The 25,246-nt window shown below is 63.1% G+C and carries 24 protein-coding genes; 9 read left to right on the forward strand and 15 right to left on the reverse strand.

What is annotated here, in order from left to right; translation table 11 throughout:
- Nucleotides 1-73: 73 nt before the first annotated feature.
- The 4 genes from der to IB277_RS12390 form a co-directional block, all read right to left on the reverse strand.
- A complete protein-coding gene (der, locus tag IB277_RS12375) occupies nucleotides 74-1,504 on the reverse strand; it encodes a ribosome biogenesis GTPase Der (RefSeq protein WP_034788953.1) in 1,431 nt (476 codons plus the stop codon).
- Between the two features lie 269 nt (nucleotides 1,505-1,773).
- Nucleotides 1,774-2,442, reverse strand: a complete 669-nt coding sequence (locus IB277_RS12380; RefSeq protein ID WP_034788954.1) for a tetratricopeptide repeat protein — start codon at nucleotides 2,440-2,442, stop codon at nucleotides 1,774-1,776.
- Between the two features lie 285 nt (nucleotides 2,443-2,727).
- A complete protein-coding gene (locus tag IB277_RS12385) occupies nucleotides 2,728-3,315 on the reverse strand; it encodes an NnrU family protein (protein WP_060518793.1) in 588 nt (195 codons plus the stop codon).
- A gap of 33 nt (nucleotides 3,316-3,348) precedes the next feature.
- On the reverse strand, nucleotides 3,349-3,540 hold the full coding sequence (locus IB277_RS12390) for a hypothetical protein (protein WP_060609314.1): 192 nt from the start codon (nucleotides 3,538-3,540) through the stop codon (nucleotides 3,349-3,351).
- Here IB277_RS12390 and IB277_RS12395 point away from each other — a divergent pair.
- Nucleotides 3,539-4,546, forward strand: coding sequence for a polysaccharide deacetylase (locus IB277_RS12395; protein WP_034789068.1), 1,008 nt, complete (start codon nucleotides 3,539-3,541; stop codon nucleotides 4,544-4,546). The genes IB277_RS12390 and IB277_RS12395 overlap by 2 nt on opposite strands.
- A gap of 21 nt (nucleotides 4,547-4,567) precedes the next feature.
- Here IB277_RS12395 and sbmA read toward each other — a convergent pair whose 3' ends face one another.
- The 5 genes from sbmA to IB277_RS12420 form a co-directional block, all read right to left on the reverse strand.
- Entirely contained in the window at nucleotides 4,568-5,827 is a 1,260-nt protein-coding gene (gene sbmA, locus IB277_RS12400; protein ID WP_060581794.1) for a peptide antibiotic transporter SbmA, read from the reverse strand.
- 154 nt (nucleotides 5,828-5,981) lie between these two features.
- Nucleotides 5,982-7,181 carry an MFS transporter gene (locus tag IB277_RS12405; protein ID WP_181432615.1) on the reverse strand — a complete coding sequence of 400 codons (1,200 nt, stop codon included), beginning with the start codon at nucleotides 7,179-7,181 and terminating at the stop codon, nucleotides 5,982-5,984.
- A 218-nt stretch (nucleotides 7,182-7,399) separates the two neighbouring features.
- Nucleotides 7,400-8,149 carry a type I methionyl aminopeptidase gene (gene map, locus IB277_RS12410; protein WP_034788960.1) on the reverse strand — a complete coding sequence of 250 codons (750 nt, stop codon included), beginning with the start codon at nucleotides 8,147-8,149 and terminating at the stop codon, nucleotides 7,400-7,402.
- 97 nt (nucleotides 8,150-8,246) lie between these two features.
- Complete coding sequence (locus IB277_RS12415) at nucleotides 8,247-9,305, reverse strand: LLM class flavin-dependent oxidoreductase (protein WP_090298384.1); 1,059 nt, start codon at nucleotides 9,303-9,305, stop codon at nucleotides 8,247-8,249.
- Nucleotides 9,306-9,411: 106 nt separating this feature from the next.
- A complete protein-coding gene (locus tag IB277_RS12420; protein ID WP_090298382.1) occupies nucleotides 9,412-10,107 on the reverse strand; it encodes a TetR/AcrR family transcriptional regulator C-terminal domain-containing protein in 696 nt (231 codons plus the stop codon).
- 196 nt (nucleotides 10,108-10,303) lie between these two features.
- On the opposite strand from IB277_RS12420, the gene IB277_RS12425 reads away from it, so the two are divergent.
- Nucleotides 10,304-10,792 carry a RidA family protein gene (locus tag IB277_RS12425; RefSeq protein WP_060581693.1) on the forward strand — a complete coding sequence of 163 codons (489 nt, stop codon included), beginning with the start codon at nucleotides 10,304-10,306 and terminating at the stop codon, nucleotides 10,790-10,792.
- 70 nt (nucleotides 10,793-10,862) lie between these two features.
- Here IB277_RS12425 and glpK read toward each other — a convergent pair whose 3' ends face one another.
- Nucleotides 10,863-12,350: a glycerol kinase GlpK gene (glpK, locus tag IB277_RS12430; RefSeq protein WP_110819315.1), complete on the reverse strand. Its 1,488-nt coding sequence runs from the start codon at nucleotides 12,348-12,350 to the stop codon at nucleotides 10,863-10,865.
- Between the two features lie 254 nt (nucleotides 12,351-12,604).
- Between glpK and IB277_RS12435 the strand changes: the two genes are divergently transcribed.
- The 3 genes from IB277_RS12435 (at nucleotide 12,605) to xdhB (ending at nucleotide 17,351) form a co-directional block, all read left to right on the forward strand.
- Nucleotides 12,605-13,381: a 3-hydroxybutyrate dehydrogenase gene (locus IB277_RS12435; RefSeq protein WP_089045040.1), complete on the forward strand. Its 777-nt coding sequence runs from the start codon at nucleotides 12,605-12,607 to the stop codon at nucleotides 13,379-13,381.
- 155 nt (nucleotides 13,382-13,536) lie between these two features.
- Nucleotides 13,537-15,012: a xanthine dehydrogenase small subunit gene (gene xdhA / locus IB277_RS12440; protein ID WP_110819335.1), complete on the forward strand. Its 1,476-nt coding sequence runs from the start codon at nucleotides 13,537-13,539 to the stop codon at nucleotides 15,010-15,012.
- Nucleotides 15,013-15,014: 2 nt separating this feature from the next.
- Nucleotides 15,015-17,351: a xanthine dehydrogenase molybdopterin binding subunit gene (gene xdhB / locus IB277_RS12445; RefSeq protein ID WP_110819316.1), complete on the forward strand. Its 2,337-nt coding sequence runs from the start codon at nucleotides 15,015-15,017 to the stop codon at nucleotides 17,349-17,351.
- An 18-nt stretch (nucleotides 17,352-17,369) separates the two neighbouring features.
- Here xdhB and IB277_RS12450 read toward each other — a convergent pair whose 3' ends face one another.
- Entirely contained in the window at nucleotides 17,370-17,618 is a 249-nt protein-coding gene (locus tag IB277_RS12450; protein ID WP_060518807.1) for a hypothetical protein, read from the reverse strand.
- A gap of 102 nt (nucleotides 17,619-17,720) precedes the next feature.
- Between IB277_RS12450 and IB277_RS12455 the strand changes: the two genes are divergently transcribed.
- The 4 genes from IB277_RS12455 to IB277_RS12470 all read left to right on the forward strand — a co-directional run bounded on the left by IB277_RS12455 (nucleotide 17,721) and on the right by IB277_RS12470 (nucleotide 22,511).
- Nucleotides 17,721-18,635, forward strand: coding sequence for a LysR substrate-binding domain-containing protein (locus IB277_RS12455; protein ID WP_034788978.1), 915 nt, complete (start codon nucleotides 17,721-17,723; stop codon nucleotides 18,633-18,635).
- A 72-nt stretch (nucleotides 18,636-18,707) separates the two neighbouring features.
- On the forward strand, nucleotides 18,708-19,946 hold the full coding sequence (gene puuD, locus IB277_RS12460; RefSeq protein WP_034788980.1) for a urate hydroxylase PuuD: 1,239 nt from the start codon (nucleotides 18,708-18,710) through the stop codon (nucleotides 19,944-19,946).
- Nucleotides 19,943-21,259, forward strand: coding sequence for a guanine deaminase (gene guaD / locus IB277_RS12465; protein WP_110819317.1), 1,317 nt, complete (start codon nucleotides 19,943-19,945; stop codon nucleotides 21,257-21,259). The genes puuD and guaD overlap by 4 nt, the downstream gene beginning before the upstream one ends.
- 115 nt (nucleotides 21,260-21,374) lie before the next feature.
- The gene (locus IB277_RS12470) at nucleotides 21,375-22,511 is read left to right on the forward strand and encodes an alpha-hydroxy acid oxidase (protein WP_110819318.1); all 1,137 of its coding nucleotides are present in this window, start codon (nucleotides 21,375-21,377) and stop codon (nucleotides 22,509-22,511) included.
- A gap of 217 nt (nucleotides 22,512-22,728) precedes the next feature.
- Here the strand turns inward: IB277_RS12470 and uraH are convergent, their stop codons facing one another.
- The 4 genes from uraH to puuE all read right to left on the reverse strand — a co-directional run bounded on the left by uraH (nucleotide 22,729) and on the right by puuE (nucleotide 25,177).
- Complete coding sequence (gene uraH / locus IB277_RS12475) at nucleotides 22,729-23,091, reverse strand: hydroxyisourate hydrolase (protein WP_043623670.1); 363 nt, start codon at nucleotides 23,089-23,091, stop codon at nucleotides 22,729-22,731.
- A 59-nt stretch (nucleotides 23,092-23,150) separates the two neighbouring features.
- Entirely contained in the window at nucleotides 23,151-23,648 is a 498-nt protein-coding gene (locus IB277_RS12480; RefSeq protein WP_090298371.1) for an ureidoglycolate lyase, read from the reverse strand.
- 96 nt (nucleotides 23,649-23,744) lie between these two features.
- Nucleotides 23,745-24,248 carry a 2-oxo-4-hydroxy-4-carboxy-5-ureidoimidazoline decarboxylase gene (gene uraD / locus IB277_RS12485; RefSeq protein WP_060518819.1) on the reverse strand — a complete coding sequence of 168 codons (504 nt, stop codon included), beginning with the start codon at nucleotides 24,246-24,248 and terminating at the stop codon, nucleotides 23,745-23,747.
- Complete coding sequence (gene puuE, locus IB277_RS12490; RefSeq protein WP_034789000.1) at nucleotides 24,248-25,177, reverse strand: allantoinase PuuE; 930 nt, start codon at nucleotides 25,175-25,177, stop codon at nucleotides 24,248-24,250. Before puuE ends, uraD begins: the two co-directional genes overlap by 1 nt.
- Between the last annotated feature and the right edge of the window lie 69 nt (nucleotides 25,178-25,246).

Here is a 25,246-nt window from a genome sequence, read left to right on the forward strand (position 1 = left end):
GGGGTCACTTTTCAGGAACTTTAGGAAGGATGCAGACGGAAAGCCTGTTTGGTTTTCCGCTCCCTCTTTATCTTTAGCGACGCTTCTTCGCCTTGGACTCGTACGGGTTGTCGCCCGAACGGAAGTGCATGCGGATCGGCACGCCCGGCAGGTCGAAATCGTTGCGCAGACCGTTGATCAGGTAGCGCACATAGGATTCCGGCAGCGCGTCCGGCCGCGTGCAGGAGATCATGAAGCCCGGCGGGCGCGCCTTCACCTGGGTCATGTACTTGAGCTTGAGCCGGCGACCGGAAACGGCCGGTGGCGGATGCTGAACCGTCTGCGATTCCAGCCAGCGGTTGAGCCGCGCGGTGGAGATGCGGCGGTTCCAGGTCTTGTCGGTCTCGATGATCGCCTGCATCAGCCGGTCGAGGCCGTAGCCGGTGTGACCGGAAATCGGCACGGCACGGATGCCGCGGGCCTGCGGCAACAGCCGCTCGGTCTTTTCGCGAAGATCGGCAAGCACCGCCTGCCAATCCTCGACCAGGTCCCACTTGTTGAAGGCGAGAACGGCCGCCCGGCCTTCGCGCAGCACGAGGTCGACGATCTGCAGATCCTGCTTCTCGAAGGGAATGGTTGCATCAAAGACGATGACCACCGTTTCGGCAAAGCGGATGGCGCGCAGCGCGTCTGCGACCGAGAGCTTCTCGAGCTTCTCCTGAACCTTGGCCTTGCGGCGCATGCCGGCAGTGTCGAACATCTTGATGGTGCGACCGCGCCAGTCCCATTCGACCGAGATGGAATCGCGGGTGATGCCGGCTTCCGGACCCGTCAGCAGCCGGTCTTCGCCGAGGAAGCGGTTGATCAGGGTCGACTTGCCGGCGTTCGGCCGGCCGACGATCGCCACCCGCAGCGGCTTGGTCTCGTCATAGGCGGTCTCCACCTCTTCGTCTTCACCGTCGTCCTTGAACGTGGGGCGCAGATCGATATCGGTTTCGGCCACGTCGTCTTCCGGCGGGTAGGCCCGGTCTTCGCCGATCGCAGCGACGATCGCGTCGCGCAGATCGAGCATGCCCTGGCCGTGTTCGGCCGAGATCGGGCACGGCTCGCCAAGGCCGAGCGTGAAGGCATCGTAGAAGCCGCCGTCGGAGCCGCGCGCCTCGGACTTGTTGGCGACCAGCACCACCGGCTTGCCGCGGCGGCGCAGCATTTCGGCAAGCGTCTCGTCTGCCGGCGTCAGTCCGCCCTTGGCGTCAACCAGGAACAGCGAAAGATCGGCTTCGTCGATCGCGGCCTCGGTCTGCGCCCACATGCGCCCCTGCAGCGTGTCGGGTCCCGATTGCTCGAGACCGGCCGTGTCGATGATGCGGAAGCGCAGATCGATCAACTTGGCGTCCCCCGGGCGACGGTCGCGGGTGACACCCGGCGTATCGTCGACGAGCGCCAGCTTCTTGCCGACCAGGCGGTTGAACAAGGTGGACTTGCCGACATTGGGACGCCCGACGATGGCGACGGTGAAGCTCATGGATCTATCCGTTTCCGCTTGGAGCCCTGCTGCCAACAAGGCGGCTGCGCTCATAAATTCGTTTTCTGCCGCATCGGCAGCGACAGTCCCAGCAGGAACTGTTCCGATTGTACTCGGCAATCCCGAACGCAAAACCGCTTAAGCACTTTTGCTGAAACTGCTTTAAACGCTTTAGCGCACAATCCCAAGGTCGAGACCGACATTGGGATCATGCGCTGATTCGAAAGGGTCTTGCACCCCGTGCCTTCCCGTGGGGATGGGCTGTCGTCTTAGGCCTTGCCGCTCGCGGCGATCACGTCGAGCAGCATCTGGGCGCGACCGGTGACGTTGCGCGGGCTCTGCGCATCGTCGACGATCTGCTGGAACCAGGTCTTCGCCTTGGCGTAGTCGCCGGACTTGTAGGCAGCGAGACCAAGGGCTTCACGCGCCGAGTGGCGCATGTTGTTCTGCGGCGTAGCAAGCTGCTCGACCTCGGCCGAAACCTGGTCGTAACCGCCGGTATCGACGAGCAGGTAGGCTGCACGCAGACGCGCTGCCTCCTGGATAGCTGCCGGGACGCTGCTGTCCTTGCCGATAGCGGAGAAGGCCTTGGCAGCCGCCTCTGTCTCGCCCTTCTGCGCCTGCAGCGTGGCAGCGCGCAGACGCGCCAGCACCGGATAGGCGCCGTAGCCGTCCTTCTCCAGCGTGTTCAAGGCGGCGAGCGCCTCGTCTGTCTTGTTTTCCTTGGCGAGGTTCAACGCCTGCAGGAACGCATCGCCCGACTTCGAGGAGGCGCCATCCTGCCAGTAATCGAAGCCGACCTTGCCGATGGTGCCGAGTACGATAAGCACGGCGATGGCCACGATGACGCCGCCGAAGCGGGCCCAGATGCTCTTCATCTGGTCGGAACGCAGTTCCTCATTGACCTCGCGGATAAAGCTGTCGTCTTGGTTCGCCATCTATTGCCCCGGCCTTGCCTGCACACTGGCCCGTCGCGCCAACGGTCATATGACGATCGGCGAAACGGACACTCTCAAACTGTTCGAGCATGCACGAGGGGTCCTTGCCGCACCCGCCGCACTCTCATGGATTTTGCGCCTTCTACCCGATTTTGCGGCGCTTGTAAGGGGGCCGACGCGATTTAGAGCGCCTATGGCCGACACGAGGCCGACTCCGTCGCTCTAAATTTTCTGTTACTGCAATTCCGGACGCAAAACCGCGGTGCACTTTTGCTGGAAATTGCATCAGCCCATGACGACCGGTGCAACGCCGATCAACCATTCGTGCAGCTTCCAGACGAAGAGCACGTAGGCGACGAGGCCGATGATGATGGCGAGCACGTCGTTGGAGGCCGATTTGAACACCGGCAGTACGCGTTCGCCTGCCCGCTCGCGGCGTTTCAGCGAGATACGCAGGATCACCGCCCAGGCGAGAAACGAGCCGAACAGCAGGACGGAGGACGTCTCGCCGTTGGCGAGCAGATGCGCCAGCGCCCAGACCTTGATCGAAAGCACCTGAGGATGCTTGACCGCAACCGCGATGCGCCCGGCCGGAAGGAAGCCGGCAGCAAGGAAGATGAAGGCAAAAAGCATCAGAAGCAGCGCGATGTGGCGCATGAATACGGGCGGATCGTAGAGCATGCCCGTTTCGCTGCGGGCCTGGCCGAAGCCATAGATGATCAGACAGAGGCCGATGAGGCTGAGGATTGCATAGATCCCCATCCAGGTGCCCTTGCCGCGGCGCTCGATGACGCCGGCGCGGAAACCGGGCGCGACGACGCGGATGAGATGCAGGCCGAGAAAAAGAATGATGCCGAGAACGAGTATCGCCATGGGGCCACCGCTTTGTTCGAGTATCGGGCAAACTCAGCGCCGCTCGTCGGAAAAGACGGGAGCTGGCCGCTGAAGCGTGTTGATTTCCAGTGTATTCGGTTCCCGGACCGATTCCGCCCAGGTTGCTATGGAGTAGCCTTGATAGCGCGTTTTTTCCAGACCGATCAAAGGATTGCCGCATTTTCGAACCATTTGCGACAAAACCAAAACAGTGCAGTTGATCATGATCCGTATTCCGCTTGCCCTCTCGCTCGCCCTTCTTCCCGCTCTTGCCAGGGCCGAGCCGGCGTCGCCGGCCACCGCGCCCGCCGGTGACAGGCAGTTGGTGATCGTCTCGTTCGACGGCGCGCATGACAACGCGCTATGGGAAAAAAGCCTGGCGATGGCCAAGCGCACCGGTGCGCATTTCACCTATTTCCTCTCCTGCACCTTTCTGATGACCCGGGCGGACGGCAAGACGCTCTACAAGCCGCCGGGCCAGAAGGCAGGCCGCTCGAATGTCGGCTTCGCGCAGAGCCGTGAAGAGATCGCGGCCCGCGTCGGCCACATCTGGCAGGCCCATCTCGACGGCCACGACATCGCCAGCCACGCCTGCGGCCACTTCGACGGCAAGGGCTGGAGCAAAGCCGACTGGCAAAGCGAGTTTTCGACCTTCAACGCGGCGCTCAAGGACGCCTGGAAGAAGGCGGACAAGCCCGAGGCCGAGCCGGCCGGCTGGGCCGAATTCGCCGCAACCGGGATCAAGGGATTCCGCGCGCCCTATCTGTCGCTGAGCGACGGCCTGCTGCCGGCACTCAAGGCGGACAACTTCACCTATGACGCAAGCCTGGTGACCAAGGGTCCGGGCTGGCCGACGACAAAGGATGGCCTGCCGCGTTTCGGACTGCCGCTGATCCCCGAAGGGCCGTCGCAGCGCCCTGTCATCGGCATGGACTACAATCTCTTCGTCCGCCACTCCATGGGTGTGGAGAACAAGAAGGACAGCGCCCGCTTCGAGGAGCGCACCTACGAGGCCTACAGGAAAGCCTTCGACCGGGAATATGCGGGCGACCGCATCCCACTGCAGCTCGGCTTCCATTTCGTCGAAATGAACGGCGGCGCCTACTGGCGCGCGCTCGATCGGCTGCTGGGCGAAGTCTGCGGCAAGCCCGACGTCGCATGCGTCAGCTATGCCCAGGCGCTGCCGCTGATCGAGCAGGCAAAAAAGAAGGCGGGTCGAACCGCCTTCTGATTGCTATGCGTTCGGCCAAGCTCAGGCCAGTTCCTCTTCACCACCGACCTCGATGAACTTCTGATCGATATGCGGTAGCGGCTCTTCGTCGATCGTCGCCTCGAACGCGCGCAGGCGCTTGTAGATCGACAGGAGCTCGACGATCGTCGGCCAGGAAGAAACCAGATACTGGAACGACGAGGTGACCTGGCCGAAGGCGCCGGAGATTTGGTTCAGCGCGCCAAGCGTGATCTTACCGGCGATAATCGACGGCGCCAGGATCAGCAGCGAAAAGATGTTGTTGATCTGCAGGTAGAAGATGCGGGCGATGTTGAAATAGAGATAGTGGAAGTACAGCCGGAAATAGTTGCGGCGCACGTTCTCGAAAAGGTCGGCAACGGTTGGCGGCTGGGCGCGATCGGCGTGATCTTCGCCATAGACCAGTTCCTTGCGGTAGGCCGCCTCGACGCGCTGGTTGCGGAACTCAAGCCCCGGCAATTTGATGCCGACGACAGCCAGGAACACGGTGCCGAACAGCGACCAGAGCACCGCGGCGGTGACCAGCGGATAGGGAATGGCGCCGACGATCGGCAGTTCGGTGACGTTTGCGGACAGCCGGATCAACACCGGCGTAAACGCGATCAGCGTCATCACGCTGTCGATCAGGCTGACGCCGAGACCTTCCACGGTCGTGGAAAAGCGCATCGTGTCTTCCTGCACACGCTGCGAGGCACCTTCGATATGGCGCAGCTTGCCCCAATGGGCCATGTAGTACTCGTTCATCGCGGTGCGCCACCGGAAGATATAGTGGCTAACGAAGAAGCGCGTCATGACGGCCACGGCGACGGCGACGAGCGCGATCGCGAGGAAGGTGGCGATTTCGCCGTAGAACTCTTCCGCGGTGACGACCTTTGACTTGGAAACCGCCGCCTGGATCAGGTCCCAGAACGGCCCATACCAGTTGTTGATGGCGACGCTGACCTGCACCTGAAAATAGGTGACGAACAGAATGAGGGCGGATCCGAGGATCGACCAATTCTGCCAGCGATGCGGTGAGTAGACGTACCAGAACGCCGCAAATAACCCCGTGACCAGCGCGAAATAGATGTAGAACCAGAGGAAGGCCGGAGACCAGAAGGCGGAAATGCCGACGATCGGCGGCGCGTCGGACGGCAAAGGCGGCATGCCGAAGACTGCGCCCAGTTGCTCGCCTTCCCCATACCAGAAGGCGATGGCAACCAGCGACCAGACGACAAAGGAAATGAAGAAGAGCTTCGGCTTCGGAAAGAAGGATAGGAACAAGTGCGGCACTCTCGTTTCGGTGGAGACGAACAACTCGCCTCCCGAAGCGCCGAAACTAGGGCAAAGCGCCGTCGTCAACAATCGGGTAATGTAAACGTTACTGTTATTTCATCCAGGCGAGCGCCGGTGCCGGAGGGTCTTTTTTCGCCGCTGCTCAGGCCCTCAATGCCTGTGAAATCCGCTTCAACTCGACGACAATGACCCCACCGCACAGGAAAAGAACGGCAGCCGCGATCAAGGTTGGTGCGGTGAAGCTGCCGGTGCGCTCCGCAAGCCAGCCGGCGACCAGCGGACCGACGATTTGCCCAATACCGAAAGCAGCCGTCATCAAAGCAAGCGCCTTGCGCGGGCTCTCGGGCGCCAGCTTCCGCCCGATCTGCAGGCCATAGGCAGTGATCATCATGAAGGTTGCGCCGAGCATCAGGCCGCCGGCAAGCGGCGCATAGGGCAAAGGCAGGCTGACCGTCAGCACCAGCCCGACCGCCTCGACGAGCAGCCCGATTGCATAGACGCCGGCAAGGCCGAAGCGCGGCACGGCAAAGCGCCAGAGATAGACGGAGAGCGCTGCGGCAAGCCCCGTCAGCAGCCAGGCGAGAAACTCGATGCTGTGGCCGCCGCTCGGATCACGCGCCATGGTGACGAGGAACGTGGCGGTGATCACATAGCCGAAGCCGAAGAGCGCATAGGTGAACGTCACTACGGTCAGCGGCCGCGTCCAGCGCAGCGGCCTTTCGCGCACCGGACCAGAACCGGACGACGGAACGCCGGGAAGAAGTGCGGTAACGACGATCGTCCCGACCAATCCGACCAGCGCGCCGGTAAACCAGTCGCCCATGGAGGTCGTCAGGCCGGCGTGACCCGCGATCGGGTTCGCCCAGACGCAAAGCGATGAAAACGCGATACCGAGGCCGACGCCGCCAAAGTGAACGGCCGGCACGTGTTCCGAGCGCGCGAGCACGCCATGGCCGAGCACGATGCCGGAGATGAAGATCATCGCAAAGGCGCTGGCAAGGCCGGCGAGGAAACGGATCAGCGCCAGCACGACGACGGAGGACGAGAGGCCCATGGCCGCCAGCAGAGCCGTCGTGGCGACGAGCGACAGCAGACCGATCCGCCGCTCGTGCCCATGGGCCCAGCCATAGGCCGCAAGAATGGCGCCGGCGAGATAGCCGACGAAATTGGCCGAGGCGATGAGCCCGGCATCACCCGGCGACAGGCCGAGATCCACCATCATCGCCGGCAGGATCGGCGTATAGGAGAAGCGTCCGAAGCCCATGGCGACGGCCATGGCGATGGCGCCGGCAGTCGCGGTGGCGGAGATGTTGGTCTGCAGCGGTCGGTCGAGCGTGGTCATATCATTTTATTGCGCCGCAACACGACGGACGACAAACGACAATAATTGAAGGATCTATTGAAGAAATCGAACGATCACCGATTTCAATGGCTTAGACCAATCACCGGAAAGGTGAGATGCACCACATCACGGCGGCAGATCATGCACCGCGGCGATGGAGCAAAAAATCGTCTGGAGGACGACGGAGGCTGCAGGCCGCCGCCGTATCCCTGGTTCATTCAGCCCGGTAGTGTCACCACCAGCGGCCCGCCGCGGGTGACGACAACTGTGTGCTCATACTGCACCGTCGGCGCGCGCGGGTCGCTGTAGAGCGTCCAGTCGTCGTTGCCGCCCTCGGCCCATTGCGCGCCCATCGACAGGAAGGGCTCGACGGTGAAGACCATGCCGTCGGTCATCCGGCGACGCTCGCGCGGGTCCGGCCAGGTGGCGATCTCGGTCGGCTCCTCATGCAGCGAGCGGCCGATGCCGTGGCTGGCGAGATTGGTGACAAGCGAATAGCGGTTCTTGCGGGCGAAGTCGCCAATCGCGTTGCCGATGGCAGCCAGCGGCTGGTCGGGGCGCACCTGCTTCAGACCGACCCACATGGCCCGCTTGCCATCGCGGCAAAGCCGGTCGATCGCGGCGGTGACCGGCGGTACCGGGAACGAGGCGCCGGTATCGGCAAAGATGCCGTCCTTTTCGGCCGAGACGTCGATGTTGACGAGATCGCCGGCCTTGATCACGCGGTTGCCGGGAATGCCGTGGGCGATTTCCTCGTTGACGCTGATGCATGTGGCACCAGGAAACTGGTAGCAGAGTTCGGGCGCCGAGCGTGCGCCGGCCTCTTCCAGTACCTTGCGGCCGATCGCATCGAGTTCCGCAGTGGTAATGCCGGGCTCGAGCGCCTCGCCCATCGTCTGCAGGGCATTGGCGCAGATGCGGCCGATTTCCTTCAGCCGCAGCAGGTCTTCTTCGTTGTTGAGGGTCATCCGTATCTCGCTTTCGCGCTCACATGTAGCGTGTCATGACGCGTTATGCCAGCACGCAGCGGAACGGCCGGGGGTGACCGCCCCCGACCCTCGACACTCAGGCGATAGCGGGTGCCGCTGCCTTTTCTTCCGCCACGGCCTTGCGCACCAGCGGCGCCACCTTGGTGCCGTAGAGCTCGATGCCGCGCATGATCTGGTCGTGCGGCATCGGACCGATCGCCATCTGCAGCAGGAAGCGATCGTTACGGAACAGCTTCCAGTTCTCGACGATCTTCTCGGCCACCGTTTCCGGATCACCGAGGAAGAGGTTGCCGGAGGGGCTGCGCGCCTGGTCGAAATGCGCCCGGTTCGTCGGTCCCCAGCCGCGCTCGCGGCCGATGCGGTTCATCACTTCCGCCTGCGGCCCGTAGAACTGGTCGGCGGCAAGATCGGTCGTATCGGCGATGAAGCCGTGCACGTTGATGCTGGTTTTCAGGTTTGCCGGATCCTGACCGGCGCGGCGCGCGGCCTCGCGGTAGAGGTCGAAGAGCGGCGCAAACCGGCGTGGCTCGCCGCCGATGATCGCAAGCGCCACCGGCAGGCCGAGCGCGCCCGCGCGCGCTACCGATTGCGGCGTGCCGCCAACGGCGATCCAGAGCGGCAGCACCTCCTGCAGCGGCCGCGGATAGACGCCGCGATCATGGATCGCCGGCCGCATCTCGCCGGCCCACGAGACCTTTTCGCTTTCGCGCAGCGCCATCAGGAGGTCGAGCTTTTCGGCAAAGAGCTGGTCGTAGTCATCGAGCGACTGGCCGAAGAGCGGGAAGGATTCGATGAACGACCCGCGACCGGCCATGATCTCGGCGCGGCCGCCCGAGATCAGATCAAGGGTCGAGAATTGCTGGAAGACGCGTACGGGATCGTCCGAGCTCAACACCGTGACGGCACTGGTCAGCCGGATATTCTTCGTTTTTGCCGCTGCGGCCGCGAGGATGACCGCCGGCGCGGAGGCCGCGTAGTCAGGCCGATGGTGTTCGCCGAGCCCGAAAACATCGAGGCCAACCTGATCTGCAAGCTCGATTTCCTCGAGAAGGTTCTTGAGGCGACGCTGGCCCTCCCTGCCTTTGTGATCCGCGTTCGGATCGACATCCGCAAATGTGTAAAGCCCGAGTTCCATGAGATCTGTCCTTTTTCTGTTTGCACAACAGATAGTTGGCGCACACATGAGCAGCAAATGCGCATCCGGGAAACGCTGTGTTTCCCGGATGCATACGAACGAGACCTTACCCTCTCGGTAGACCGTCAAGCAGGACATCGAGGCCCTTCCGGAACGTGCCATCCCAATCGCTGTCCAGGAGCAGGCGCGTGCGCTCGATCGTCGGATAGCGTTCGCTGAGCGCCGAGAGGCGCTTCTGTCCGGCTGCCTGGTCGGCGTGCGAAAGCGCGAAGCTCGCCCGGGTGACGGTGGCGCCGAGCACGTAGTTCCAGAGCGACCAGATCGCGACATTCATGTCCGCGTCGGCAACGCCGGCTCTCGACAGCACCTCGCTCATGGTTTCCAGGCGGCCGAGTACATTCGCGCCGAGCGCCCGGCGCGGCAGCAGCGACGCCGACCAGGGATGGCGCAGCATGATTCCGCGCCAGTCTTCGAGCATGTGAACCACATCCCTGCGCCAGTCCTCGGGCTCGATCCTTTGCGGGGGCGCGCGATAGGCAAACACCGCATCGAGCGCCAGGTCAAAGACCTCCTCCTTGTTGGCGACATGCCAATAGAGGCTCATGACGCCCGCACCGAGACGGTCGGCGAGACGGCGCATCTTCAAGCCGTCGATACCCTCGGCGTCCAGCAATTCGACCGCAGTCGCCACGATGCGCTCCAGAGACAGGGACGGCTCGCCGCCCGGCTTCTTCCCGGCCTGGGCTGCCGACTCTATCCGCTGGGAGCGTTTGCCCTGCCCGCCGTTCCCTTTCGCCGCCATGCGTCTTCCTTGCTGATTGGAGTGTCGATTTACGCCGACAACGCGCCGGATGTCGATCCTGAACGATTGACTCGTACGGCGTACGATGTAAATGAATCGTACGCCGTACGAGTCAATAGCAAGAGCGACGGCGAAAGGTCAAACCTGCAGGCCTGCAAGCGGCATCGCGCGCGGGCCTCGGAGACGAGAGAACACCATGTCACGCACAATCAGACATCTCATGATCGGAGGACTCATCATCATGACCACGGGCGTTTCCACAGCGGCGACCGCGAGCGAGCAGGCGGCCAAGCTGACGATCGTCAACCCCAAGAACCTCTACGACCCGACGCCGCATGGCTATAGCACCGCGGTGATCGTGCCTGCCGGGGCACGGGTGGCCTACATTTCAGGACAGGGCGGCCAGGATAGCACCGGCGGCCTGTCTCCCGACTTCGCGGTTCAGGTCAAGCAGGCTTATGCCAATCTGGGCGCAGCGCTCGAGGGGCTCGGCGCAAGGCCGGACCAGGTCGCCAAGCTCACCATCTTCGTGGTCGACCACGACATGTCCAAGCTCGAGGTCCTGACCGGCAGCGTCAAGGAAATGTTCGGCGCGACGCTGCCGGCGCAGACACTGGTACCCGTGCCCAAGCTGGCGGTCGACGGCATGCTGTTCGAGGTGGAAGCGGTCGCTGTCATCGACTGACGGCGGCCCGGAAGGCAGAGAATGGTCGGGAGAAACGGACGCGCGGCGAAAATCGCCGCTCGCCCGGCTCTTAGCTCAGCGTCCTTTTGACCGCGTTGCGCCAACCCTTGAACTTGGCCTTACGCATCTTTTCGTCCATGGCGGGCTCGAAGCGGCGGTCGCGTGCCCAGGACTTGGCAAAGTCTTCCTGCTTCGGCCAGACGCCGGCGCGGCTGCCGGCAAGCCAGGCGACGCCGAGCGCGGTCGTTTCCAGGATGACGGGCCGATCGACCGGCGCGTCGAGCAGGTCGGAAAGCCGCTGCATCGTCCAGTCGGAGGCAACCATGCCGCCGTCGACGCGCAGAACCGTCTCCTTGCCGTTGTTGCGCCAGTCCTTGTGCATCGCCTCAAGCAAGTCGCGCGTCTGGTAACAGACGGCTTCGAGTGCCGCGCGGGCAAACTCCGCCGGACCGGTGTTGCGGGTCATGCCGAAGATCGCGCCGCGCGCGTCCGGATCCCAATGCGGCGCGCCGAGCCCGGTGAAGGCCGGCACGAGATAGACGTCCTGCGTCGGATCGGCGCTTGCGGCAAGCGTCCCGGTATCGGGCGCAGCCTTGATCACCTTCAGCCCGTCGCGCAGCCATTGCACCGCAGCACCCGCGACGAAGATCGAGCCTTCGAGCGCATAAGTGGTTTCGCCATCAAGCTTGTAGGCAATGGTGGTGAGCAACCGGTTCTTCGAACGCACCATGTCCTTGCCGGTGTTGAGCAGTGCGAAGCAGCCGGTGCCATAGGTGGATTTCAACATGCCCGGCTTGAAGCAGGCCTGGCCGATGGTCGCCGCCTGCTGGTCGCCGGCAACGCCGAGGATCGGGATCGCCGCGCCGAAAAGTGCGGTATCGGTAACGCCGAAATCGGCGGCGCAATCCTTGACCTCGGGCAGCATGGCGCGCGGCACCTTGAGGATCTTCAGAAGCTCATCGTCCCAGGCATTTTCGGCGATGTTATAGAGCAGCGTGCGCGAGGCGTTGGTCGCGTCGGTCACGAAGGATTTGCCGCCGGTCAGCCGCCAGATGAGGAAGGTATCGATGGTGCCGAAGCAGAGTTCGCCCTTGGCGGCGCGGGCCTGCGCCCTGTCGATGTTGGTCAGCAGCCAGTTGAGCTTGGTGCCGGAGAAATAGGGATCGAGCAGCAGGCCCGTCTTCCGGGTGAAGGTCTTTTCCAGCCCCTGCTTCTTCAGCCGATCACAATAGGAGGCGGTGCGACGGTCCTGCCAGACAATCGCGTTGTGAATGGGATTGCCGGTCTTGCTATCCCAGACGACGACGGTTTCGCGCTGGTTGGTGATGCCGATCGCCGAAAGGTCGCCGGCCTTGATGCCGGCCTTGGCGATAGCGTCCTCAACCGTCGAAAGCACCGTCTGCCAGATTTCCTCGGGATCGTGTTCGACCCACCCGGATTTCGGAAAATACTGCTTGAATTCCTTGTGGCTGGCCCCGGCGATCTGCTGCTGACCGTCGAAGATGATCGCCCGGCTCGAGGTCGTACCCTGATCGATCGCGAGAATGTATCCGCCCATATGCCCCTCCCCGGCCACACGCATGTTTGTTCACCCGGCCTTGAAGGCGGGATCTCATTTCGAAAACTTCAATACGATGGCAAAACGAATGTCAAACGAAAACAAAACGCAACCGTCGACTTCGCCATTCCCCTCCTCAACTCTGCGGTCCGCAACCCAAAAACACAATTGTCAGCGCCGGCGTTTTCCGCGTAGGCTGGCGCTGTTGCGCCGCAACAAAGCAGTGCGCGGCGCCACAAAGGGAGAGAGCAGCAATGACGAAAACAGCGGTCATCACCGGTTCGACGAGCGGCATCGGGCTTGCGATCGCCAAGGCCTTCGCCAAGGGTGGCGCCAATATCGTGCTGAACGGCTTCGGTAGCCCGGACGAAATCAAGAAGGCGACGGACGACGTCAGCGCGCTGACGACAGGAACGGTCGTCTATCATGCTGCCGACATGACGAAGCCAGCCGAGATCGCCGATCTGATCGCCACGGCGACGACCCGCTTCGGCGGCGTCGATATCCTCGTCAACAATGCCGGTATCCAATATGTCGAGAAGGTCGAGGATTTCCCGATCGAGCAATGGGACCGCATCATCGCGATCAACCTCTCCTCGTCCTTCCACACGATCCGCGCCGCTATTCCCGGCATGAAGGCGAAAGGCTGGGGCCGCATCATCAACATCGCCTCGGCCCATGGCCTCGTCGCCTCGCCCTTCAAGGCGGCCTATGTGGCGGCGAAGCACGGCGTGCTCGGCCTGACGAAGACCGTGGCGCTCGAAGTGGCCGAAAGCGGCATCACCGCGAACTCGATCTGCCCGGGCTACGTGCTGACGCCGCTCGTCGAAAAGCAGATCCCCGATCAAGCCCGCACCCGCGGCATCACCGAGCAGCAAGTGATCAACGACGTGATGCTGAAGGGGCAGCCGACGAAGAAGTTCATCACCGTCGAACAGGTCGCAGCCCTTGCCGTCTATCTCGCCGGCGACGACGCGGCACAGATCACCGGCACCCATGTGTCGATGGACGGCGGTTGGACGGCGCAGTAACGGCCGACATCCGTCAAGTGGACGGCAGCGCGGACCGGGTGCCCCCCGCGCTGCCCGCATGGCGTGCAAAAGTCCGCTCAGCCCTTTGCTTTTCTGCATAACCACCTAAGATCAAAGTGATTTCAGGACGTATGCAGCAGCAGGGAATGAATGGCATGCCCCAGCCGACCGGTTCAATCAGCTTCATCCTCAACGACCGCGAGGTCGCTCTTTCCGACATTGCACCGACAACGACGCTGCTCGACTATCTGCGGCTGGAACGCCGGCTGACCGGCACCAAGGAAGGTTGTGCGGAGGGCGACTGCGGCGCCTGCACCGTGCTCGTCGGGCGGCTGGTCAGCGACCGGCTCGTCTATGAAAGCGTCAACGCCTGCATCCGTTTCCTCGGCTCGCTGCAGGCAACCCATGTCGTCACCGTCGAGCATCTCGCCGGTCAGGATGGCACGCTGCATCCGGTGCAGCAGGCAATGGTCGATTTTCACGGCTCGCAATGCGGCTTCTGCACGCCCGGCTTCGTCATGTCGCTCTATGGCCTCTGGCTTGGCAACGACAGCCCCAGCCGCGCCAATATCGAAAAGGCGCTGCAGGGCAATCTCTGTCGTTGTACCGGTTATGAGCCGATCGTGCGCGCGGCCGAAGCGGCGGCAGAGGCGCGCCCCTCCAACATCTTCGATCCGATCACCAGGGAGCGGGAAACGATCACCATCAGGCTGAAGGCGCTGGCACCGACGGAAACGATCACACTCCGCCAGGGCGAAAATTGTCTGATCGTGCCGGCCGACGGCAGTGGCCTGGCGGAAGCGCTCGCCGACCATCCCGGGGGGACGGTCGTTGCCGGCTCCACCGATGTCGGCCTCTGGGTGACGAAGCAGATGCGGGCGATCAACCCGGTGATCTTCATCAACGGCATCACCGAATTGCAGCAGATCGAGGAAACCGCGGACGGTCTGATTATCGGCGCCGGCGTCAGCTACACCATGGCCTATGCCGCCCTCGCCAAGACGTTTCTCGGGCTCGGTCCGCTGATCAACCGCATCGGCGGCGAACAGGTGCGCAACATGGGCACGATCGGCGGCAATATCGCTAACGGCTCACCGATCGGCGACAGTCCGCCGCCCCTGATCGTGCTTGGCGCGACGGTGACGCTGCGCTCGAGCGCGGGCCAGCGGACACTACCGCTCGAAGACTTCTTCATCGCTTATGGCAAGCAGGATCGCCAACCCGGCGAATTCGTCGAAAGCATCTTCGTGCCGCGCCTGCCGGCGGGCGATCTCTTTGCCGCCTACAAGATCTCCAAGCGCCGCGACGAAGATATCTCCGCGCTGCTTGGCGCGTTCCGTCTATCGGTGGATGGCGGCATCGTCCGCTCCGCCCGCATCGCCTTCGGCGGCATGGCCGCGACGCCCAAGCGCGCCAGCAACGTCGAGGCGGCGCTGATCGGCAAGCCATGGACCGAGGAAACGGTCCGCGCCGCGCAAGCCGCCTTCGAGAGCGATTACCAGCCGCTCACCGACTGGCGGGCAACGAGCGACTACCGCATGCTTGCGGCGAAGAACCTTCTGATGCGTTTCCTCCTGGAAAGCGGCGGCGAGCCGGCGCAACTGGTTCGCTTTGCTGCGGGAGGCCGATAGTCATGGACAAATCCACCTTCGAGGAACGCAAGACGATCCGCGGCGAGATGCATGTTTCCCAGCGTCACGACAGCGCCCACAAGCATGTCTCCGGCACCGCCGACTACATCGACGACATGCCCGAGCCGGCGGGCACGCTGCATGGCGCGCTTGGCATGACCGACCGGGCGCATGCGGAAATCACCGCCATGGACCTTTCGGCCGTCGCCGCCGTGCCCGGTGTCATGCTGGTGTTGACCGCCAAGGACATGCCGCATTCCAACGACATCAGCCCGAGCCACCTGCATGACGAGCCGGTGCTTGCCGATGGCCTCGTGCAGTTTCATGGCCAGCCGGCCTTCGCCGTGATTGCAGAAACCCGTGACATCGCCCGTCGGGCGGCAAGGCTCGCCAAGATCACCTATCGCGACCTGCCGCATTTCACCGACATTCTCGATGCCGTCGCCCATGGCGGGCAGTTGGTCACGCAGCCGCTCACCCTCCAGCGCGGCGATGCCGAGGCGGAGCTGGAAAAGGCGCCACGGCGGCTCAAAGGCAGCATGCGCATCGGCGGACAGGAGCATTTCTACCTCGAAGGCCATATCGCCCTTGCCATTCCCGGCGAGGACGACGAGGTCACCGTCTGGTCCTCGACCCAGCATCCGAGCGAGATCCAGCACATGGTCTCGCACGTGCTCGGCGTGCCCTCCAATGCGGTGACCGTGAACGTGCGCCGCATGGGTGGTGGCTTCGGCGGCAAGGAAACGCAAGGAAACCAGTTCGCAGCCCTTGCCGCGGTCGCGGCGAAGAAGCTCAACCGCGCCGTCAAGTTCCGCCCGGATCGCGACGAGGACATGACGGCAACCGGCAAGCGCCACGACTTCCTGGTCGATTACGACGTCGGCTTCGACGACGAGGGTCGCATCCATGCGGTCCATGCCAACTACGCGGCGCGCTGCGGCTACTCTTCGGACCTCTCCGGCCCGGTCACAGACCGTGCGCTGTTCCATGCGGACAGCTCCTATTTCTATCCGCATGTGAAGCTCACCTCGCAGCCGCTGAAGACCAACACCGTCTCAAACACCGCTTATCGTGGCTTCGGCGGCCCGCAAGGCATGGTCGGCGGCGAGCGCATCATCGAGGAAATCGCCTACCAGCTCGGCAAGGATCCGCTCGAAATCCGCAAGCTGAATTTCTATGGCGACAAGGGCTCCGGCCGCGATGTCACGCCCTACCATCAGCAGGTCGAAGACAACATCATCGCGCAGATCGTCGCGGAGCTGGAAGAAAGCGCCGGCTATCAGGCGCGCCGTCAGGCGATCCTCGCGTTCAATCGGGAAAGCCGCGTCATCCGCAAGGGCATCGCGCTGACGCCGGTGAAGTTCGGCATCTCCTTCACCATGACCGCCTTCAACCAGGCGGGCGCGCTTGTGCATATCTACCAGGACGGCTCGATCCACCTCAACCACGGCGGCACCGAGATGGGCCAAGGCCTCTACATCAAGGTCGCGCAGGTGATCGCCGACAGCTTCCAGGTCGACCTCGACCGCGTTCGCATCACTGCGACGACGACCGGCAAGGTGCCAAACACGTCGGCGACCGCCGCCTCTTCGGGCTCTGACTTGAACGGCATGGCCGCCTTCGACGCCGCGCGCCAGATCAAGGACCGTCTCGTCGGTTTCGCCTGCGAGCGCTGGCAGACGACGCCCGAGAATGTCAGCTTCGTCGCCAACCACGTGAAGATCGGCGAGGAGCTGATCCCCTTCCCTGAATTCATCAAGCAGGCCTATATGGGCCGTATCCAGCTTTCGGCCGCCGGCTACTACAAGACGCCGAAGATCCACTGGGATCGCGCCAGCGGCCGCGGCACACCCTTCTATTACTTCGCCTATGGCGCTGCGGTTTCGGAGGTTTCGATCGACACGCTGACCGGCGAATACATGGTCGACCGGGTCGACGTGCTGCACGACGTCGGCCGTTCGCTCAATCCGGCGATCGACCTCGGTCAGATCGAGGGCGGCTTCGTGCAAGGGATGGGCTGGCTGACGACGGAAGAGCTCTGGTGGGACGACAAGGGACGGCTTCGCACCCACGCCCCCTCCACCTACAAGATCCCGCTTGCCTCCGACCGGCCGAAGATCTTCAACGTCAAGCTTGCCGAATGGTCGAGCAACGCCGAGAAGACCATTGGCCGCTCCAAGGCGGTGGGAGAGCCGCCCTTCATGCTGCCGATCTCGGTGCTGGAGGCTTTGTCCATGGCAGTCGCCAGTGTGGCCGATTACCGCGAGTGCCCGCGGCTCGATGCCCCGGCAACACCGGAGCGTGTGCTGATGGCCGTCGAGCGTCTGCGCAATCGCTGACGGCCATCACGATTTGCCTCAGATCCGCGGCAGTTCATTGATGCTGAACAGGCGGCGAGCGTTGGCCATCGCCTCCTCGTCGTCGCGGTGCGGGCTATGGACATCCATGAAACCCATGTCTCTCTTGATATGATCGGAGAGCGCGTTGACATCGAGCATCGGCTTGGGGGCAACAAGGCCGCCGAACAGGGCGGCTGTGAGCCGGGCGACCGGCTCGAATGAAAGAAACGCTTTTCTTTCAGTACGTTCGTAAGTGTCGCAAGTCATTTCAGCACCTGTTTCGTCTTGGGAAGTTGACTTGAAGGATGCCGTGGAGGAGGATCGAAATCCAATCGAACATCCGTCTGGATGCATCAAGAGAACTTATCCATGAAGATGTCGAAGCAGTTTCCGCTGAATGCGCTGCGGGTCTTCGAGGCGGTCGCAAGGCTCGGCAGCTTCACCAAGGCCGGTGAAGAGCTGGGCATGACCCAGACGGCCGTAAGCTACCAGGTCAAGTTGATCGAGGAGAATGTCGGCGAGCCGCTGTTCCTGCGGCGCCCGCGCCAGATCTCGCTGACGGAAGTCGGCCAGCGCATGGCGCCGCGCGTCACCGAAGCCTTCGAGATGCTGCAGGAAGCGGTTTCGAATGCCCGTGGCGATATCGACAGCGCGCTCCTGATCAGCTCGACGCCGACCTTCGCCTCGCAATGGCTTGCCCGCAACATCGGCAGCTTCCAGCTCGCCCATCCGAACATCGCCGTTCGGCTGACGACCAGCGACTCGCTCACCGATTTTACCCGCGAGCCGGCCGACCTTGCCATCCGCTCGGGTGCCGGCGTCTGGCCCGGCCTCGACACGCATCCGCTGATGCGGGTGGAATTCAGCCCGATGCTGAGCCCGGCGCTTGCCGAGACCATTGGCGGCGTGCACGAGCCGCGCGACCTGCTGAAGCTGCGCATCATCGATCCCGGTGACCCCTGGTGGCCGATGTGGTTCAAGGCCGCCGGCGTCAAGGATCCCGATCTCGAAGGACGGCCGCACAGCCGTCTCGGCGCGCAATCCTTCGAGGCGCGCGCCGCCATCGCCGGCCAGGGCGTGGCGATCCTGACGCCGGAATTCTACCCCGATGACGTGGCGCTCGGTCGGCTCTACCAGCCCTTCGAGCTGCGCTGCAGCGATGGCTGCGATTATTGGCTCGCCTATCCGCACGCCCGCCGCAACACACCCAAGATCAGGATTTTCCGCGACTGGATCCTCGGCGAACTTTGCGCGCCGAACTTCCTGCAAGCAAATAGCGCTTGAGGAGCGCCGAAGCCCCTTTTCCCCTCCGCGGTTTATGCGCAAAGTGAGGCAACGGAGACAAAGGGGATCTGAATGTACGAGTTCGCCATCGCCTGGGAATGGCTGGCCTTTGCCGTGCGCTGGTTGCACGTCATCACCGCCATCGCCTGGATCGGCTCATCCTTCTATTTCATCGCGCTCGACCTGGGTCTCGTGAAGCGCGATCACCTGCCCGTCGGCGCCTATGGCGAGGAATGGCAGGTGCATGGCGGCGGTTTCTATCACATCCAGAAATACCTGGTCGCACCGGCCTCGATGCCCGAGCATCTCACCTGGTTCAAATGGGAATCCTACGTGACGTGGCTTTCTGGCTTCGCCATGCTCTGTGTCGTCTACTATGGCGGCGCCGATCTGTTCCTGATCGACCGCCACGTGCTCGACATCTCGGCGACCACGGCGATCCTGATTTCGCTCGCCTCGCTCGGCATCGGCTGGCTGTTTTACGATCTGCTCTGCAAGTCGCCGATCGGCAGGAACACCTGGGGGTTGATGGCACTGCTCTATGTGGCGCTGGTCGTCATGGCCTGGGGCTATACGCAGGTCTTCACCGGCCGCGCCGCCTTCCTGCATCTCGGCGCTTTCACCGCGACGATCATGTCGGCCAACGTCTTCTTCATCATCATCCCCAACCAGAAGATCGTCGTCGCCGACCTGATCGCCGGCCGCACGCCGGATCCGAAACTCGGCGCGCAGGCCAAGCAGCGCTCGCTGCACAACAACTACCTGACGCTGCCCGTCATCTTCTTCATGCTGTCGAACCACTATCCGCTTGCGTTTGCCACCGCGTTCAACTGGATCATCGCCGCACTCGTCTTCCTGATGGGCGTCACCATCCGCCACTGGTTCAACACCACCCACGCCCGCAAGGGCCGGCCGACCTGGACCTGGCTCGTCACCGCCCTCCTCTTCATCCTGATCATGTGGCTTTCGACCGTGCCGAAGGTGCTGACCGGCGGCGAAAAGGCCGAGGTTGCGCCCGCCTTCAGCCGCTTCGCCGCCAATGCCCACTTCCCTGCAGTCAAGGACACGGTCTCGACACGCTGTTCCATGTGCCATGCGGCAGAACCGGTTTATGAGGGTATCACCCAGGCGCCGAAGGGCGTGATGCTCGAAAGCGACGCGGAGATTGCCGCCCATGCCCGCGAAATCTATATCCAGGCCGGGCGCAGCCATGCGATGCCGCCCGGCAACGTGACAGACATGACGACGGACGAGCGCCAGCTTCTGACAGCCTGGTTCGAAAGCGCCGTCGAGGAAGGCAAGACACAATGACGACCACCCTCATCCGCGGCCGATTGCTGAGCTTCAACCGCGCGCCATCGTCGATCGACGACAGCGCCGCCTACAGCTACGAGAGCGACGGTGCGCTTCTGATTGAGGGGGGACAGATCGCCGCGAGCGGCTCCTATGCTGCGGTCAAGGCAAGCGCGCCTGACGGCGTCGCGGAAGTGGACCATCGCCCACACCTGATCGTGCCCGGCTTCATCGACACGCATCTGCATTTCCCGCAGATGCAGGTCATGGCCTCCTATGCCGCCAACTTGCTTGAATGGCTGAACACCTACACCTTCCCCGAGGAGTGCCGCTTCGTCGAGACCGCCCATGCGGAGCGCATCGCGACGCGCTTCTTCGATGAGATGGTGCGCTATGGCACGACAACAGCAACCGCCTATTGCTCGGTTCACAAGGCGTCGGCCGATGCCTTCTTCGCCGAGGCGCTGCGCCGCGACATGCGCATGGTCGCCGGCAAGGTGATGATGGACCGCAACGCCCCGCAAGGCCTGCTCGACACGCCGCAGATGAGCTACGACGAAACCCGCGCGGTCATCCGCGAATGGCACGGCAAGGGCCGCAATCATGTGGCGATCACCCCGCGCTTCGCCATCACCTCAACGCCGGAGCAGATGGACGTCGCGAAGTCGCTGGTGCACGAATTCCCCGACCTGCACGTCCAGACGCACCTTTCGGAAAACCGCGACGAGATCGCCTTTACCTGCGAACTCTATCCGGAAGCCAAGGACTACACAGACGTCTACGCCCGTTACGGCCTGCTCGGACCCAAGAGCCTGTTCGGCCACTGCATCCATTTGTCTGAGCGCGAGGCGGATGTCATGAGCGAGACCGGCTCGGTCGCCGTTTTCTGCCCGACCTCCAATCTCTTTCTCGGTTCTGGCCTCTTCCCGCTGCGCGCGCTCAGCCGCCGCGAAAAGCCGGTGCGCACGTCGGTCGCCTCCGACATCGGCGGCGGTACCAGCTATTCCATGCTGAAGACGCTCGACGAGGCCTACAAGATCCTGCAACTGCAGGGCGAGCGGCTGAACCCGTTCGACAGCTTCTTCATGATGACCCGCGGCAATGCCGAGGCGCTATCGCTGGTCGACAAGATCGGAACCTTGGAAGCCGGCACCGATGCCGATTTCATCGTGCTCGACATGGCCGCGACGTCGGCGATGGCGCTTCGGGCCGAAGTGGTCAACTCTCTGGCAGACGAACTCTTCCTGCTGCAGACCATGGGCGACGACCGGTCGATCGTCGAAACCTATGTCGCCGGCAAGCCGGCAAAATCGGCCCTTGCCGCCGCATGACCGACCAAAACCAAAGAGGTCAAGAAAATTGACCTCTCTGCGTTCTGGCTATTAACAAGCCTCTGCCAAACATGGTAATGGCTCGTTCAATCTCCGTTGGACGAAGGCCTTATCCATGACGCAAATCCTCGAAATCAGCGATCTCAAGGCGCTCGCCAAGCGCCGGGTGCCGAAACTCTTCTTCGACTACGCCGACAGCGGCGCCTGGACCGAAGGCACCTATCGCGCCAACGAGGAGGATTTCGGCAAGGTGAAGCTGCGCCAGCGCGTGCTGGTGGATATGACCGACCGGTCGCTGGAAACGACGATGATCGGCCAGAAGGTGTCGATGCCGGTGGCACTCGCCCCGACCGGCCTCACCGGCATGCAGCACGCCGACGGCGAGATGCTGGCAGCCCAGGCGGCGGAAGCCTTCGGCGTGCCCTTCACGCTCTCGACGATGAGCATCTGCTCGATCGAGGACGTCGCCTCGGTCACCACCAAGCCCTTCTGGTTCCAGCTCTACGTCATGCGCGAACGCGAATTCGTGCTGAACCTGATCGACCGGGCCAAGGCGGCGAAGTGCTCGGCGCTGGTGCTGACGCTCGACCTGCAGATCCTCGGCCAGCGTCACAAGGATCTTCGCAACGGCCTCTCGGCACCGCCGAAGATGACGCCGAAGCACCTCTGGCAGATGGCGACGCGCCCTGGCTGGTGCATGAAGATGCTCGGCACCAAACGCCGCACCTTCCGCAACATCGTCGGCCATGCGAAAAGCGTCACCGACCTCTCGTCGCTCGGCGCCTGGACGGCGGAACAGTTCGACCCGCAGCTCTCGTGGAAGGATGTCGCCTGGATCAAGGAGCGCTGGGGCGGACCGCTGATCCTCAAGGGAATTCTCGACCCCGAGGACGCCAAGATGGCAGCGGCGACCGGTGCCGACGCGATCATCGTCTCCAACCACGGCGGCCGCCAGCTCGACGGCGCCCATTCCTCGATCAGCATGCTGCCGCGCATCGTCGATGCGGTCGGCCACCAGATCGAGGTGCATATCGATGGCGGTATCCGCTCCGGCCAGGACGTGCTGAAGGCCGTCGCCATGGGCGCCAAGGGCACCTATATCGGCCGCCCCTTCCTCTACGGCCTCGGCGCCATGGGCAAGGAGGGCGTCACCAAGACGCTGGAAATCATCCGCAAGGAGATGGACATCACCATGGCCCTCTGCGGCAAGCGCGATATCAACGACGTGGATCGTAGCATTCTGGCGGAATAGGCCGCGGCACCAGCCACTCCCGCCCTCATTCCTGTGCTTGTCACAGGAATCTCTAGCAGTTCCGTTGGAACTGCGGGACCAGCACAAGTCCTTGGGCTGAAAGGTCTTTTGACCCGACGGACGTCGGGCCGCTGGATCCCCGCCACAAGGGCGAGGATGAGGGAGCTTGGAGTGACCCTTCCGGCAAAACGCGAAGCGAGCGCAAGCCTCCTAAGCCTCAACTACCCCGGTAGGTCGAATAGCCGTAGGGCGAGAGAAGCAGCGGCACGTGATAATGGCTCGCCGGATCGGCGATGCCGAAGCGCAAGGGGATGCGGTCGAGGAAGGCCGGCTCCGGCAGTGTAACGCCGGACCGGCGCAGATAGTCGCCGGCATGGAACACCAGCTCGTAATTGCCGGCCATGAAGCCGATGCCTTCGACCATCGGGCCGTCGACGCGGCCGTCGCTGTTGGTATGTACGGTGCGGATCAGCTGCCGCTCTTCCCCCTCCAGCCAGTAGAGGTCGATGCGCAGACCCTCGGCCGGTTTGCCGAGAGCGGTATCGAGAACATGGGTGGTCAGGCGGCCGGTACTGCTCATGGCTTCTCTCTTCTCACACATTGGCGCGGGATGCTGTCAGAAGCCGCGCGCACGTCCTGCTAGATCGCGCTGTCTATGACGAAAGGCTCGTCATAGAAGAACTCCTCGAGATTGTTGCCCGGCCCTTCGCGGTCGACGATGAGGAAATCGCTGACGGCGCCGACGGACATCAGCGGGTGGTGCCAGATATTGCGGCCGTAGTTGACGCCCTGCCGGCCGTTCGCCTGGAAAACGCGCGGCGTGCCCGGGCGCCCGTCCTCGTCGTCCGCCACCACGACGAGCCATGGGCGGTCATCGAGCGGCGAAAAGCTCTGGCTGCCGAACGGGTGGCGCTCCATCATCGTCACCGAATAGGGGAAAGACCGCGGCTGGCCGCGGAAGATGTTGATGATGACATTGGCGCCGTCGCCGACGACATCGGCACGCGCAAGACCGTGGAAACGTTCCGTGTTGCCGCCGTTGATGTGGCGCATCGTTGCGGGATCGGCTTCGATGATGGTGCCGAAGGGAGCGAAGGCCTCGCGTGTCAGCGGTTCGATTTTGAGCAGGCGCGACATTATGCGGAGACCTCGCAAGACGATTTTGCGCTTGCGGATGTCCGATCCAGTTCGAGGGCCCTCCTCATGAGCGGGGACAGGCATCGAACGGTTTTGTCAGGCATTTTCGTCTCCAGGAATCATCGACTGCAGGCGCAGGCGGGCGATTTTCTCGACCTGTGCGCAAGCGGTTTCAAATTCCTCTTCGGGCGAATTGTCAATGCGGCTTTGGAAGGAGGCAAGAATTTGCCCCTTGGTCAGCCCCTTCACCGCGATGATGAAGGGGAAGCCGAATTTTTTCGTGTAGGCGTCGTTGAGCGCGGTGAAGCGCTCATGCTCCTCTGGTGTCAGTCGGTCGAGGCCGGCAGACGCCTGCTCTGCCGTCGAGTCCGCCGTCAGCTTACCGGCGATCGCCAGCTTGCCGGCAAGATCGGGGTGCGCGCGCAGCACCTGCATCTTCTCGCGCGGCAGCGCCGTGCGAAAGGCCTGGCAGAGCGCCGAATGCACCGTGCCCGCCGTCAGCCCGGTCGCCGCGGCTCGGTCGTAGGCGCGTTCGGCAACCCAGGGCGAGTGCTCGAACACGCCACCGAAACGGGCAACGAAGGCATCACGGTCGGTCATCAGAGCGCCCCTTCCGGCTTGTGGTGCTGGTACCAATGGTTGGCGATGTCAATGCGACGCGGCACCCAGACCTTGTCGTGCGACATGACGTAGTCGATGAAGCGAGCGAGCGCAGCAGCGCGGCCCGGGCGGCCGACGAGACGGCAGTGAAGGCCGATATTCATCATCTTGGCGTCGCCCTGGCGACCTTCCTCGTAGAGCACGTCGAATGTGTCCTTGAGGTAGCTGAAGAACTGGTCGCCGCTGTTGAAGCCCTGCGGCGTCGCAAAGCGCATGTCGTTGGCATCAAGCGTATAGGGAATGATCAGGTGCGGCTTGTCGGCCGAAAGACCCGGCACCCAGTAGGGCAGTTCGTCGGCGTAGCTGTCGCAGGAGTAAAGGAACCCGCCTTCCTCCAGCACCAGCTTCAGCGTATTGGCCGAAGGCTTGCCCTGGTAGATGCCGAGCGGCCGCTCGCCGGTGAGCTCCGTGTGCAGGCGGACGACCTCGCGGATATGCTCGCGTTCGACCTCTTCCGGCACGTCCTTGTATTCCAGCCAGCGCAGACCGTGGCTGGCGATTTCCCAGCCGGCTTCCTTCATGGCAGCGACCGCTTCCGGATTGCGCGCCATGGCCTGCGTCACGCCATAGACGGTCAGCGGGACGTTGCGGCTGGTGAACATGCGCCACAGCCGCCAGAAGCCGGAACGGGCACCGTATTCGTAGATCGATTCCATGTTGAGGTTACGCTGGCCAGCCCAGGGCTGCGCGCCGACAATTTCCGACAGCAGGCACTCGGACGCTGGGTCGCCATCGAGAATGCAGCTTTCGCCGCCCTCTTCGTAGTTCAGCACGAACTGCACGGCGATGCGCGCATCGCCCGGCCAGTTTGCCTTCGGCGGATTGCGGCCGTAGCCAACGAGGTCGCGCGGATACTTAGTCTCAGACATCAAATCACCCTTCGAATTTTTAGGAACGGTATCACCGCCGACCGGATTGTCGATACCGAAATGACGTGA

It is taken from the genome of Ensifer sp. ENS07 (assembly GCF_014852185.1).
Classification (GTDB): domain Bacteria; phylum Pseudomonadota; class Alphaproteobacteria; order Rhizobiales; family Rhizobiaceae; genus Ensifer; species Ensifer adhaerens.

Coding starts and splice junctions, on each gene's coding strand:
- IB277_RS12385 (WP_060518793.1), bottom strand. CDS start 3,315: ATGGCGATACTCGTTCTCGGCATCATTCTTTTTCTCGGCCTGCATCTC.
- IB277_RS12455 (WP_034788978.1), top strand. CDS start 17,721: ATGAAGATGTCGAAGCAGTTTCCGCTGAATGCGCTGCGGGTCTTCGAG.
- xdhB (WP_110819316.1), top strand. CDS start 15,015: ATGGACAAATCCACCTTCGAGGAACGCAAGACGATCCGCGGCGAGATG.
- der (WP_034788953.1), bottom strand. CDS start 1,504: ATGAGCTTCACCGTCGCCATCGTCGGGCGTCCCAATGTCGGCAAGTCC.
- map (WP_034788960.1), bottom strand. CDS start 8,149: ATGACCCTCAACAACGAAGAAGACCTGCTGCGGCTGAAGGAAATCGGC.
- guaD (WP_110819317.1), top strand. CDS start 19,943: ATGACGACCACCCTCATCCGCGGCCGATTGCTGAGCTTCAACCGCGCG.
- IB277_RS12395 (WP_034789068.1), top strand. CDS start 3,539: ATGATCCGTATTCCGCTTGCCCTCTCGCTCGCCCTTCTTCCCGCTCTT.
- uraD (WP_060518819.1), bottom strand. CDS start 24,248: ATGACCGACCGTGATGCCTTCGTTGCCCGTTTCGGTGGCGTGTTCGAG.
- IB277_RS12450 (WP_060518807.1), bottom strand. CDS start 17,618: ATGACTTGCGACACTTACGAACGTACTGAAAGAAAAGCGTTTCTTTCA.
- IB277_RS12420 (WP_090298382.1), bottom strand. CDS start 10,107: ATGGCGGCGAAAGGGAACGGCGGGCAGGGCAAACGCTCCCAGCGGATA.
- glpK (WP_110819315.1), bottom strand. CDS start 12,350: ATGGGCGGATACATTCTCGCGATCGATCAGGGTACGACCTCGAGCCGG.
- IB277_RS12380 (WP_034788954.1), bottom strand. CDS start 2,442: ATGGCGAACCAAGACGACAGCTTTATCCGCGAGGTCAATGAGGAACTG.
- IB277_RS12435 (WP_089045040.1), top strand. CDS start 12,605: ATGACGAAAACAGCGGTCATCACCGGTTCGACGAGCGGCATCGGGCTT.
- IB277_RS12470 (WP_110819318.1), top strand. CDS start 21,375: ATGACGCAAATCCTCGAAATCAGCGATCTCAAGGCGCTCGCCAAGCGC.
- puuE (WP_034789000.1), bottom strand. CDS start 25,177: ATGTCTGAGACTAAGTATCCGCGCGACCTCGTTGGCTACGGCCGCAAT.
- uraH (WP_043623670.1), bottom strand. CDS start 23,091: ATGAGCAGTACCGGCCGCCTGACCACCCATGTTCTCGATACCGCTCTC.
- IB277_RS12415 (WP_090298384.1), bottom strand. CDS start 9,305: ATGGAACTCGGGCTTTACACATTTGCGGATGTCGATCCGAACGCGGAT.
- IB277_RS12390 (WP_060609314.1), bottom strand. CDS start 3,540: ATGATCAACTGCACTGTTTTGGTTTTGTCGCAAATGGTTCGAAAATGC.
- puuD (WP_034788980.1), top strand. CDS start 18,708: ATGTACGAGTTCGCCATCGCCTGGGAATGGCTGGCCTTTGCCGTGCGC.
- xdhA (WP_110819335.1), top strand. CDS start 13,537: ATGCCCCAGCCGACCGGTTCAATCAGCTTCATCCTCAACGACCGCGAG.
- IB277_RS12405 (WP_181432615.1), bottom strand. CDS start 7,181: ATGACCACGCTCGACCGACCGCTGCAGACCAACATCTCCGCCACCGCG.
- IB277_RS12425 (WP_060581693.1), top strand. CDS start 10,304: ATGTCACGCACAATCAGACATCTCATGATCGGAGGACTCATCATCATG.
- IB277_RS12480 (WP_090298371.1), bottom strand. CDS start 23,648: ATGTCGCGCCTGCTCAAAATCGAACCGCTGACACGCGAGGCCTTCGCT.